Below are 12,861 nucleotides of genomic sequence, written 5' to 3' on the forward strand. Positions count from 1 at the left end.
CCGAGACCATTCGGCACGCTCTTTATTTTCTTAATGATAAGGCTATAATGAAAGATAGCAGATAGGAAGCTCAGAGATTGGAGTCATACGATGAATTATCGGAGTTTGGAAGAATGCATTATGGACCTGGAACGAAACGGTCATTTGGTCCGTGTACGTGAAGAAGTGGATCCGCATCTGGAGATGGCGGCCATCCATATGAAAATGTTCGAAATCGGCGGTCCTGCCTTATTATTCGAGAATGTCAAAGGTTCGAAGTTTCGTGCGGTATCCAACCTCTTCGGAACGGTGGAACGCAGTAAGTTTATATTCCGGCATACATGGGATTCGGTTCAGAACGTGATTGCGCTGCGCAATGATCCTATGCAAGCCCTTAAGAACCCCTTCAAGCATATCGGAACAGGCCTAGCCGCACGTAAAGCGCTGCCGGTACGGAAATCCGGCGGGCAGCCTGTTGCCATGCAGGAAATTCAAATTAGCGATCTTCCCCTGATCAAACATTGGCAGGATGATGGCGGTGCCTTTGTCACCTTGCCACAAGTGTATACGGAAGATCCGGAGAAGCCGGGCATTATGAACTCCAATTTGGGGATGTATCGGATTCAGCTTAGCGGCAATGACTATGAGTTGAACAAAGAAATTGGCGTCCATTACCAAATTCATCGCGGCATCGGCGTTCATCAAAAAAAAGCGAACAAACTAGGCGTTCCCCTCAAGGTTAGCTGCTTTATCGGCGGTCCGCCTGCCCACACCTTGTCTGCGGTGATGCCGCTGCCGGAAGGCATGAGTGAGCTTACCTTCGCAGGTTTACTCGCGGGACGTCGTTTCCACTATAGCTATATCGATGGCTTCTGTATCAGCAATGATGCCGATTTCGTCATCACAGGAGAAATCCACCAAGGCGAGACCAAGCCGGAAGGTCCTTTCGGCGATCATTTGGGCTATTACAGCCTTACGCACGAGTTCCCGGTTATGAAAGTGCATAAAGTATATGCAAGGCCGGGCGCTATCTTCCCGTTCACCGTTGTTGGCCGCCCGCCTCAAGAGGACACGGCCTTCGGCGCACTCATTCATGAACTGACAGGGGATGCGATTCAGCAGGAAATTCCCGGCGTCAAGGAGGTCCATGCCGTAGATGCGGCAGGCGTCCATCCGCTCCTGTTTGCGATCGGCAGCGAAAGATACACGCCATATGCACAAATCAAACAGCCGGCAGAGATTCTGACCATCGCGAATCGCATTTTGGGAACAGGACAATTGAGCCTGGCGAAGTATTTGTTCATCACGGCCGAAGAAGATCAGCCGGTGGATACGCATGATATTGAAGGGTTTCTCACCTATATCCTAGAGCGGATCGACCTTCAGCGTGATATCCATTTCTATACGAATACGACCATCGACACGTTGGATTATTCCGGAACCGGATTAAATTCCGGCAGTAAGGTGATTTTCGCCGCGGTTGGGGAGAAGAAGAGAGTGCTGTGCCAAGAGGTTCCGGAGGTCCTGAGAGATCTTCCGGGGTATGAGCATGCCTCGCTTGTCATGCCGGGCATCGTTGCTATTCAAGGACCTGCATTTAGAGATTACCCCGAAGCTGCTCAGCAATTCCAGGCGTTATCCGAGGCGATTCATGCCAAAGGCTCGATCGATGGGTGCCCGATGATTATTGTTTGTGACGACAGCCAATTCGTAAGCGAAACGTTGAATAATTTCTTGTGGGCGACCTTCACGCGAAGCAATCCCTCCCATGATATCTACGGTGTAAACAGCTATTACGAGTTCAAGCATTGGGCATGCGATAATGTCATTATCGACGCTCGCACGAAACCGCATCAAGCGCCGCCGTTGCTGCAGGATCCTGTGGTGGAGGAGAACATTAAACGCTTCTTCGTCGAAGGTGCCAGCTTAAGCGGCGTTCATCAACTGCATAAAGCTTAATCAACATCATATTGGAGGCCGATTATGAGTCAGCGTTATCGCATTACGAGATCGTTACAAGCCCATGAGGATTTAGCCGCACAAACGATTTCGCTGGAGGAATGCAAGAATTATTTTGCGTCTAAGCCTGATTTTACCTATACATCCGTATTTACCGTGAAAGGCGAGACGACCATGTCCATCGAAGGTGATTTCTTCATGTGGAGCTATGGGGATAGCCAGATCCCGTTCCGTCATTATCAAGGGGATCTCTACGTTTCCGGTACGAATGAAGCGGTCATTCCGAAGATGGTAGAAGTGGCAAGCGACCTAGTTGCAGACATCGAAGAAGGGTAATTGTTCATTTCAGCATGGAGCAAAGTTAAAGTTTTTATTAATTCTGTGAAAATGTTAATCCTACAGGTGCATTTAGCTGTGTTATAATTTTGCCCAGAGCAAGTTTGGCAGATTTATACTACGGATGAGCTTGGAGGTATTCATGATCAGACCATTCAAGTCGCTTATCGTAACGATGGCCTTGGCATTACTTCTGATTGGAATTGGGCCAAAGTCCATCGTTTCAGCAGCGGAAACTACGAAGAAGACCCATATTGCGATTGAACTGAATGGCGAGACGGTGAAACTGGCCGATCCTGCAATGATGGTAGAGAACAGAACCTACATACCTGTGGCTCGAGTTGCACAGCTGCTTGGCGCGAAGACAAGCTGGAACAAAGTGAATGAGGAATTAACGATAAACACAGCGCTCGGCGATAAGATTGTGCTTGGAAATGAAGTTCCGGTCGTTTATTTCAACGGTGCACGTTACCGGATGGGAGCTCTCCCGTTTCTGGCGGATGATAGGCTCTATGTTCCTTTGCGTCAGCTCTCAGAATTGCTCCACGCAGAATTGAAATGGAATGCCGACACGGATGTCATTGAACTGAAGACAGTTGAACCCGCAGCGATTACAGAAGAATATGGCTTGGACCAAATCAGTCAGCAATTCGATATCTCTAAGGAAGAACTCCTGAAGCGTAATGCTCTATCAGGTGATTCGAAGATTGCCGCTGGAAAGAAGCTTAAAGTTGTCATTCCTTCGTTCTTTAATAAAGCGGCCAAACCTTTCACAGAAGCAGATCTGATGCTGCTCGCCAAGATTACGATGGTGGAAGCCGGTTATGAATCGTATGAAGGTCAGCTTGCATTAGCTAATGTGATTCTAAATCGAGTGAAGAATTCGAAGTTCCCGGATTCGATCCGCGATGTCATTTATTCCGGAAGACAGTTTCCTCCGGCCCATAACGGGATGCTGGACAAGAGCCAGCCGAATGCAGGTGCGCTGCGGGCAGCCAAGGATGCGCTGAACGGGAAGAACAATATCAAGGATGCCGTCTATTTCTTCAATCCTGCGGTCTCCCAAGGACCATTCTGGTCCGGTCTTGAAGTCATTTCAACTATTGGCCATCATCGTTTTGCCAAATAAACGTAGAAGCCCACGATCATGATCGTGGGCTTTTCTCTTGCCTTGCCGTTCGTGTTACAAAGGACTATACAAATCGACGACCCCTGTACTCTTAATCGCGACTTTCATCTTGATGTTCACATGCGCATCCGCGAACGCAGCACCCCAATCATCCTGAACAGGCTTCCAGGCTTTATACTGGTAAGCTCTGGCATATATGCCGAATCCAAAAGGGTCAATTTGCTTGTCCTGACATTTATGGATGAGCTGCTCGAACTGCTGCTGAAGTTTAGCTGCAATTAAACGCTGTAATTTGGGTGTCGTTTCCTTGGCGAGTTCTGGATTATCGGTTTGCAGCGTCGATATGATTATATTGAGCTGCATCGTTACGTCATATATAAACCTTCCATCTCGTACGTTTGTATCCACGTCGTAGATGCTTTTTACAATCTCGAACGCTACTGCATTCTTGACGGCTTGATTACTATCTTCACTTTGTTCTTGAACGCCATCCAATTCGAGAATGAACGAAGGCGTCCCTATAAATTGATGCTGTAAGAGGAGAAACAATGTTGTTTCTTGAAGCGAGAAATGCTCAGTAAACTGACCTTTCTTGTTCAACAATGCAGTTCCGGTTACAACAACGTTTTTCTTCTCTTTCCTTACCTGCGTTAAAGAGGCTGTCATTCCTTTGTCTTTCATCTCTCGCCGCAGCTCCTGCAAATTCCTTGAAACCGTAATGTTGCTTTTATTCGCCGTTTCAATGAGCTTCCGTACATGAAGGGAGAGGCGCGGCTTATCAATCGGCTTATAGTGAAAGATGCTCTCGATCGGCCCGTCAACAACGACTACGATAGGCGTCTCCGTCTGCTTCGGGACGCGATAGAAAAGATCGAACATATTATACCAATCTTTCTGCTGTAACAGTCGCTTGCCAATTAGAATCGATTGGAGCTTCCCGCCGGTTGTAATCCCTGTTAACATGGAGTCGAATTTTGCTCGCGCAAGCCTGATTGAATCTGCACGTACGGACGCGGTTTCGGTTTTTTCCTGCGCTTCTTTATAAAAGACAGGGCTCTGTGAGTAGATGACAATTTGATTATCCTCATCGACATCAATGCCGAGCATGAGTGAAATGGAGGCATCCTCCAGATTCATCTGATCGTAGCAGCCGGGCAGCAGCAGCACAAACATGGCTAGTGTAAGGAGCACCTTGAGGATGCGGATCATTGTAGTCCTCCTTTACGCGTGAATACACTTGTGTATGCCAATAAGAATAAAGGAAGAGCAAAAGAGAAGTACCACCCCACCTGACCGAACCTGAGAAGGAGAGAAGCAAATCCAGTACTGGAAGGTCTATAAAAGGTTGATACTAGAAGCACTACAATCATGGTGAGCCTAACAAAGGGTTCATGGTCTTGTTTTCCCAGAAGCTGGCTGATCCCAAACGTGGATGCATACAAATAAGAGGTCCATACGCGAAAGATCAAGAACAAATAGGCGACCAGGACGATAATTTCAATCCGTTCCATGAAGCGAAATTCTATAATCTTTAATACTTTTAAAGTTGGATATTTGTACGAGGTAATATCGTCCGGCGAGAAAAACAGGAAACAAATCAGGATCACAACCATATAGATCACAAGCGTGATCGTATTTCCCACGATAATACCCATTGCCGCCTTCTCTTTATGTTTAAGGAATGGATACAGAATAAAGCTGATTTCAAACCCGAGGAAAGAGAGTCCGGTCGGGTTTACCGCTTTCAGGACTGGCCCCCATCCATCTTTGAGGACCGGCAATAAGTACAGCCAGTGCGCTTCTTTCAAAGGATACAGGATGACGAGCATAATCCACATGAAACTCCAAAACGTGATTTCCGCATATCTCGCTAGAATGCGAACATTGTTACGGGCAAGCTGATAGGTGGGCAAGGCAAACAAGAGTACCAATAAGAAATTCGGCGTATTGGCTAAGAGCTCTAATTTGAAGAAGCCAACAGCGGAAAAGAACGATACAAAGAAACCGCACATGAAAAAGACGATCATACAGCTGTTCAGGAAAAACCCCAGTACTTTGCCGAAGTAGCGAGGAAAAAGATCGTAGATCGTGTCATCTTGGTGTTTTTTCATCACTTGGACAATAAAGAGACTGGCAAGAACGGCAAGTGCCCATCCGATCAGAAGGGAAATCCAGCCGTCCGTTCCGGCATACATCGCTAAATCCGCCGGCAGCGACAATAAACCAAATCCTAACTGCGTCGAGTGGATCATTAAGATATATTGCATCACCGTTATCTCGTTCAACGCATATTTTTTCAACTTTTATCACCTCGGTCAGAAGCTTGCTTCTTACTCTGAATGCCTCTGGCACTGAGTGGACGCGTAGTCATTTTCCAAATCGGCAAACGGATGATCGTATCCTTCAAATCTCTAAACCTTACCGGGCTGAAGGGACTGAAGTAAGGGGTGCCAAGCGACTCAAGCGAAATCAAATGGATGAGCAACACCAGCATGCCAATGGCTACGCCAAGGATGCCATAGATGAACGCAACCAGCATCATGGGGAAGCGAATTAATCGGATGGCGGATGACATGTCGTTATTTGGGATAATAAACGAAGATAGCGCTGTTAGCGAAACAACGATAACCATGATATTGCTCACGACACCTGCCTGAACAGTCGCTTGTCCAATTACAATGGCGCCGACGATCCCGACGGTCTGGCCAATCGGAGCCGGCAGTCGAATCCCGGCTTCCTTCAGCATTTCAAGTGTAATTTCCATAATCAATGCTTCAAGAATCGGAGGGAACGGAACGCTTGCCCGGGATTGCCCGACCGATAATAGTAACCGAAGCGGGATGACCTCGAAGTTATACGAGATGACCGCGATATAGAACGAGGGCAAGAATATGGTAATAAAGAAGGCGAGAAACCGCAGTATCCGAATAAAGGACGACACCTGCCAGCGATTGCTGTAGTCATCGATCGTTTGGAAGAACATCACGAAATTGGCAGGACCGATCAGAACCTCCGGAGACTTATCGATCACGATGGCTAAGCGGCCTTGCAGGATTTGCGATGCGACGGAATCCGGTCGTTCCGTCGTAATGAATTGCGGAAAGGGAGAGAACGAGTTATCTTCGATGAACTCCTCCAACTCACCGGAGGATAGGATTGCATCAACATCGATTCGGTCGATTCGGTCGATTAACTCTTGAAGCAATTGCGGATTAGCTACGTCTGCCAAATATAAAATACTGATTTTGGTCATCCCGCGTTCTCCGACGCTGGTTTCCTTTATTTTCAATTCCCGGTTCGGAATGTATCTTCGAATAAGGGCGATATTTTGGCATCCCGTTTCCACGAAGCCTTGGTGAGCACCTTTCAATGAGGCTTCCATTTGGGGATCTTCAATGGCTCTTTGCGGCCAGCCATATGTATCTAGAAGAGTAGCCGTGCTAGTATGCTCAACAAATAGGACACTTGTTCCTTGCAGAACGGCCTGCTCGATTACATATAAATCCGTTGCGGCTTTGATCCCGCCGACGGTAATAATATGTTCGATTTGAGGATCGGCTATGGTTTCGTGCATAAGCGGCCGAAGGATATCGTTATTAATGGCAACCTTGTCCGTCATATTATCGAGATAGATCAAGGCTGCGCGCTCTTGCGTCGATTTAATTAGAAATCGTCGTGTAATGAGTTCGGGAGATTCGGTGAGCAAGGATTGTAGATCAGATATATTGGTGTCCAGTTCACTGCTGATCAGCTTCGTAGCTTGCGGCTTCTTCGCTTGAGCTGCCGAACTGTGATGCCGGCTGTTTTGCCGTTTTCCTCGCAGTATGTAGCGAAAAAATCCCATCGTCGAATACCCCCAGTACGCTCAATATGGTTATTTTGCGACAGATTGGAATATTTATGCACCTTGGCAAGTTGATCGCATTCTAGCAGCACAATTTTTTATTTATAGTAGAAATAATTTGGTATAATAGGAAGTCCAGGGCTCTTTAGTAGACGCTTGGCTGCAATTTAACAATAGACATAACGGATTCATATATAAATGGGGAGTGACAGTAGTGGCTAAAGCAAAGGTTCCAAAAAGGCCGACGCGAGACGAGTTTGTAATGGAGGAATTGGGTAATCAATTGGTTGAAGCGTATCAAGAGGAATCCATAATCGTGTTATCGGTGTGGGGAAAAGAAGAAAGCGTGCAAGGTCAAATCGTCACGATGGATTCGCGGACCGGTCGGGTGCATGTCGAGACGGCCGAGGGCCTGCAGAAGGTGCCGTTTATGGACATCATGCAAGTGAATTATCCGAGAATGTAAAACAGAAGCACAAAAAGCAAGAAGCAAGAAGCTGCCGGCTGGTACCGGCAGCTTCTTGTCGCTTTCAACTGAACAGCTCGATTGTTAGAGCAGAGCTTTTAATTGAAAAGCGAACGAACCGTAGAGATGTTATTTGGATAAATTTCTCGGTTCTGGATAGCTAACGAATCGTAGAGGTCTTATTATGGGGAAATTGGCTCTTAACTAGATGTGAAACGCCAAATAGGGCCTCCACGATGCGCCTAGCCTCTCAGGTAGGAATATTGTTGGCAGAACCTCCGATAATTGTTAGCAATCCTGAGGAGTTTCCTACGATATTCCTATCAGCTTATGATAATCCTCTCTCGCTCTGATTCCATAAAAGCGCTAACATAAGGACAAGCAAGTTCAACCATCTCATTATTTAGGGAGTGTTCAGATTGCCCAAAGTACTTACAGAAGAACAAGTGAAGCATTTCATAGACAAAGGCTGGGTTAAAGTCGAGGAAGCTTATCCGCGGGAAGAAGCGCTTAAGGTGCAGGATTTCTTGTGGGAGGAGCTGGCGAAACGGGGGGTGCAACGAGAAGATCAAACCACTTGGACGGAACCTGTCGTTCGGCTTGGCGACTATGTTCATCCCATCCATAACGGTTTGAACTCGGATCGACTGACGGGCGCAATTGAAGATTTGATCGGTGAAGGCCGCTGGCAACTGGGCAAAGAAAGAGAGAATGTCAGCTGGGGCGGTTATATCGTCAATTTCGGACCGGAGGTGCCGGGCAACTGGCATTACGATGGCAGCCATTTCCGTCATTACCTGGATAGCTGGGAACAGGGCGTACTTCTCGTTTGCTTGTTCTCCGAAGTTAACAAAGGCGGCTCGGGAACGTTGGTTGCCGAAGGCTCCCATAATATTGTGGCTAAGATGCTGGAGAAGCACCCTGAAGGCATCGGCCTTGGCGAGGCGATTCGCGAGTGTAACAAGCACCCATGGCTGGCTGATTTGCTGGGCAAGAACATCCCAGCTTCCGATGACATCTATGCTGCAACGCCTTCCGACAATCGTCAAGCGAAGAAAGAGCGTCTGCAGAAGTTTAAGGATACGGCTTACGAAGATCCGGACGGCTACTCGCTTCGTGTAGTAGAGACAACAGGAAAACCCGGCGACATGGTGATTTGTCATCCGTTCCTGTACCATGCTCCATCCGACAACGAGCTTGGCGTTCCTCGCTTCATGTGCAACCGTGTAGCGCCAACGCATGAACGAATGAATTTCAATCGGGAGAATCCAGAGGATTACTCGGTTGTGGAACGCATGATACGTACAGCGCTCGGCCTGAAAGACGGGGAACCGTGTACTTGGTCCAGAGCGGAATAAATAAGGAAGAGTTCACGATCATGATCGTGGACTTTTCTTTATTTCATTGTAGGAAAGTGGTTGTCATGATAGAATGACGACAATGATAATCATTTTCATGTGAGGTGAAGAGATGACAATGGCTTACGATTTTTCCTTAATTAAAATGTATTTACATATCTCGCCTGAGGGAGCCGATCATATTCTGGATGAAATGCCGGCCGTGGATTTCTTTCAACCTGCTCGCTTAGATGACATGCTGCGCAAGACAGGGGAGACGGTTCAAGCGAGTGACAACCAGCTGGCGGGCTCATTCTTCGGCACTTCTCTGTGCAATCTATGTATTACGAAGCTGTATTTTCTGTCGGCGTACAACAAGGTGCTGGACTTATCCCTCGATCATCTTCTATTTCAAATTGATTATGAAGAAGGACATGGTCACGCTCATCTGGGCTACAAGATTAACCAGCTCATTACGCAAGATATTCCTTCGGAGAATGGCGAGGTCTTCGTATTGGCGGATTGGGAGCAGTTCATCGTTACGACGGTTAGGCCGGCGGTCGAAGCGATTGCAAGTGCAGCATCGATGAAGCCGGAGCTGATTTGGCAGCAGTTTGGCGGATTAGCGGGCATGATGATGGAGTTCGTTCATGCTATGCAGCTGCCGGAGCAAGTGAAGGATGGGTTTAATTATCATTTCAAGCTCCTCACAGAGTCGATTTCCCTTGAAGTCTTTAACCGTAAACGGAATCCGTTTCAGTGGACCCGCCGCTATGTAGCAAATCCTTTGAAGCCTGACGAGAACTGGGTCATGCGATCCTCCTGCTGTTTGTTTGACCGCCGCGTCGATGGGACCAAATGTTATGTCTGTCCGCGAATGACGCCGGAAGAGCGGAATGTTAGAGCCAAAGAGATGCTGGAAAGAATACCTTCCTAAACCGAGCCAAGTGACGATATAGAGGTCATCAAACACGCCGAATGCGGCGTGTTTTTTGTTGTCTTTCATGGCGGCAACCACGAAGCTTTGAAATTATTGATACGTAAAGAAGGGAACCAGTCGGTTTATGTCGTAAATCATAGAAGATAATGTGAAGCTATAGGTCAAAAGTTTGGGAAGAGGGTCCATGAAACTAATTGAAATTGAAATGTTCAAGCAACTCACCAATATGGAGCTGGCTAAGCTGCTCGGCAAGCTGGAGAGGCTAACGCTGCAGGCCGGAGCTACCTTGTTCGAACAAGGTGACCCCGGAGATAAGATGTTTATTATCGACAGCGGCACGATTGAGCTGTTTACGCGTTCGGATGGGATGCGACACTCGCTTGCTTTTCTAAGTGAAGGTGACACGCTTGGGGAGATGGCTCTGCTCACCGGCGAAGCTCGTTCAGCCATGGCAGTAGCGACAACCCATGTCGTGTTGATGCAGCTGGATCGGGAAACCTTCGACCAACTCATAACGGAGCACCCGACGATTTCGGCTTATTTTATCAGATTAATCTCGCAGCGTTTGATGAATACGAATGAACGCTTGCGCGATTCGAAGGAAATGCGGACGCATTGGATCATGCAAGAGCTGGAGCAGCTGCCGGAACCGCTTGTCCAATTCCTGCTCTGGTCCGCTCATATGGCGAAGGTTCATAACCAACTGATCGAGCTTCGCTTTGGTTTCTCACTTCAAGAGCAGATCAAGCAATACCCGGCTATGACCAAATTCCTATCGCTAGATAATGATGACAGTGGCGAGCAACAGTGGAGCCATATCAAGCAGGAAGCCAAGTCGGCTTTGATGGAAATGGCAACTGCTGCGTACAGCTACAAGGAGAAACGGCAATGGACCGAGGATGCACAAGCCTTCTATACGGAACAGGAACAGTGGCTCGCCCTAGCGGCTATGTACAAGGATGAGGGCAATTGGGACAAAGTCGTACACACTGTCATTAGGCAGCAAGCGATGTCGGAGTCGCAAGAACAGGACATGTTCAGGCTGCTCACGGAATGTCCGATCGAGGTATTGTTACGCTGTAATCCTGCACTGGAGCTGGCTGTTCGATTAAGTATGCTTCATGGCGCAGAAGAGGGCCTTCGGATCGTCGAATATGCCGTAAGAGAGGGAACGTTAAATGACAAAGCCGTACAGCTCATTGCCTTGTATGAATGGGGAGCTGAGCTAAGCCGACTGCTGCATAATCGGCATAAGGCACTGGATTACTTGCAGCTGGCAGAAGCAGCGGCACAGGCGTTGTCAGGCCGCAGGCCGCATACGATTCAAGATGAGGAACGGGAATATCAGCTGGCCCAGCAGAAGCTGACCAATCGCAAAAGCATGTTCTTCGCTGAGCGGGCAAGCCGCCTTATTAATCCGAGTCAATGGGCTCGCTGGCTTGCACTTGTAATGGCGATAAGCATGATTGTGATTTTCGGCTTCATGCCGCCGGTCGCCGGCCTGTCTGACAAGGGCATGCTGTTCATCGGAATCGCCATCGCAGCGGTTATTCTGTGGATTGTCAATATCATCCCGGACTATATTGTAGCGTTAGGGATGGCCATGCTGTGGGTGCTTGGAGGCGTTGCAAAACCGGAGGTGGCCTTATCGGGGTTCGCTTCCCCTACGTGGCTGTATATGATCTTCATCATGTCGATCAGCGTGGTCATTACGAAATCAGGCATCCTTTACCGGCTGTCCTTACATGCGTTAAAAAGATTTCCGCCGCATTTTCGCGGTCAGCTCTGGGGAATCGTGGCGGGAGGCATTGTGCTGAATCCACTCATTCCATCCTCTTCCGCCAAAGTTTCACTGGGGGTTCCGATTGCCCAAACGTTATCGGAGTCGATGGGCTTCAAGGATCGCAGTCATGGCGCTGCCGGGCTGGGGCTCGCTGCCATGGTGTTCTACGGGTTTACAGCTCCTTTTGTATTAACCGGATCTTACACCAACGTGATGGCGTATAGTTTGGCGGGAGCAGCCAGGCCGGTCACATGGCTGGAGTGGGCGCTGTACGCGCTGCCGGCTTTCGTCGTCTTCGGGGCGGTCATGCTGGCTGCGTTATCACTTATGTTTAGAGGTAGTACGATAGCAGTCAAACAAGTTTCCGGCAAAGTACTCGATGAGCAAATTCGTTTGCTGGGGCCTTTGACCAATGAGGAACGAATATCGGTGTGCACGGTGGTCGGATGTATTGTGCTCATGATGCTGCAGCCTTTGCATGGCATAGACAGTACGTGGATTATGCTGATCGGCTTCTCGGTTCTCGTCATAAGCGGCGTGCTTGACAGGCAGTCGCTCATTAGCGGCATCGACTGGACGTTCCTGATCTTCCTTGGCATCGCTTTTAGCTTCGCCAATGTAGCCAATGAGCTTGGTATCGTGGAGTCGCTGACTGATTTTCTGGGTTCCAACATGTCGTTCTTTATCAGCTCGCCTGCGCTGTTCTTGACGGCAGTAATTGTGCTGTGCTTTCTTGTGACGCTGATCGTCAGAGATGATCCGGCGGTTATCCTGCTTGTGACGGCACTGCTTCCATTATCCCAGCAGGCTGGGGTGCATCCTTGGATCTTGGTATTTGTCATCTTGCTCTCAACAGATCCGTTCTTCTTCAGCTATCAGTCTCCTACTTATTTGACTGCCTATTTCAGTTCGGAAGAGCGAGCGTTCAGTCATCGACAGGGGCAAAAGGTTGCTTTCGGGTATGCCCTTGCCGTGCTGCTCGCTGTAGTCGTTTCCGTTCCTTATTGGAAGTGGATCGGGCTGCTGCAATAATGATTTCATTGGAAGAGTCGCGTTTCGCGAGTCTTCTTTTTATTTTGTGTAAGACT

At 48.3% G+C, this 12,861-nt stretch carries 10 protein-coding genes; 7 read left to right on the forward strand and 3 right to left on the reverse strand.

The features are described from left to right. Positions 1-90 precede the first annotated feature (90 nt). The 3 genes from AC0YNS_RS15295 (at position 91) to AC0YNS_RS15305 (ending at position 3,403) form a co-directional block, all read left to right on the forward strand. Positions 91-1,938, forward strand: coding sequence for a UbiD family decarboxylase (locus AC0YNS_RS15295; RefSeq protein ID WP_475781833.1), 1,848 nt, complete (start codon positions 91-93; stop codon positions 1,936-1,938). Positions 1,939-1,962: 24 nt separating this feature from the next. Further along, positions 1,963-2,274, forward strand: coding sequence for a hypothetical protein (locus AC0YNS_RS15300; protein WP_475781834.1), 312 nt, complete (start codon positions 1,963-1,965; stop codon positions 2,272-2,274). Between the two features lie 142 nt (positions 2,275-2,416). Next, positions 2,417-3,403 carry a cell wall hydrolase gene (locus tag AC0YNS_RS15305; protein WP_475781835.1) on the forward strand — a complete coding sequence of 329 codons (987 nt, stop codon included), beginning with the start codon at positions 2,417-2,419 and terminating at the stop codon, positions 3,401-3,403. 54 nt (positions 3,404-3,457) lie between these two features. Here the strand turns inward: AC0YNS_RS15305 and AC0YNS_RS15310 are convergent, their stop codons facing one another. From AC0YNS_RS15310 to AC0YNS_RS15320, 3 genes are read right to left on the reverse strand one after another with little or no spacing between them, the layout of a single operon-like run. Continuing rightward, positions 3,458-4,612, reverse strand: coding sequence for a Ger(x)C family spore germination protein (locus AC0YNS_RS15310; protein WP_475781836.1), 1,155 nt, complete (start codon positions 4,610-4,612; stop codon positions 3,458-3,460). Beyond that, positions 4,609-5,703: a GerAB/ArcD/ProY family transporter gene (locus AC0YNS_RS15315; RefSeq protein ID WP_475781837.1), complete on the reverse strand. Its 1,095-nt coding sequence runs from the start codon at positions 5,701-5,703 to the stop codon at positions 4,609-4,611. Before AC0YNS_RS15315 ends, AC0YNS_RS15310 begins: the two co-directional genes overlap by 4 nt. Continuing rightward, positions 5,700-7,247 carry a spore germination protein gene (locus tag AC0YNS_RS15320; protein ID WP_475781838.1) on the reverse strand — a complete coding sequence of 516 codons (1,548 nt, stop codon included), beginning with the start codon at positions 7,245-7,247 and terminating at the stop codon, positions 5,700-5,702. Before AC0YNS_RS15320 ends, AC0YNS_RS15315 begins: the two co-directional genes overlap by 4 nt. Positions 7,248-7,461: 214 nt before the next feature. Here AC0YNS_RS15320 and AC0YNS_RS15325 point away from each other — a divergent pair, with 214 nt between their 5' ends. The 4 genes from AC0YNS_RS15325 (at position 7,462) to AC0YNS_RS15340 (ending at position 12,805) form a co-directional block, all read left to right on the forward strand. After that, entirely contained in the window at positions 7,462-7,713 is a 252-nt protein-coding gene (locus tag AC0YNS_RS15325; RefSeq protein WP_475781839.1) for a YolD-like family protein, read from the forward strand. Positions 7,714-8,132: 419 nt separating this feature from the next. Then, complete coding sequence (locus AC0YNS_RS15330) at positions 8,133-9,071, forward strand: phytanoyl-CoA dioxygenase family protein (RefSeq protein ID WP_475781840.1); 939 nt, start codon at positions 8,133-8,135, stop codon at positions 9,069-9,071. A 118-nt stretch (positions 9,072-9,189) separates the two neighbouring features. Then, positions 9,190-9,987, forward strand: coding sequence for a hypothetical protein (locus tag AC0YNS_RS15335; RefSeq protein WP_475781841.1), 798 nt, complete (start codon positions 9,190-9,192; stop codon positions 9,985-9,987). 187 nt (positions 9,988-10,174) lie between these two features. Next, positions 10,175-12,805 (forward strand): SLC13 family permease, encoded by a 2,631-nt coding sequence (locus AC0YNS_RS15340; protein ID WP_475781842.1) that lies wholly within the window; start codon positions 10,175-10,177, stop codon positions 12,803-12,805. Positions 12,806-12,861: the final 56 nt, after the last annotated feature.

This window comes from Paenibacillus sp. J22FR21 (assembly GCF_056269135.1).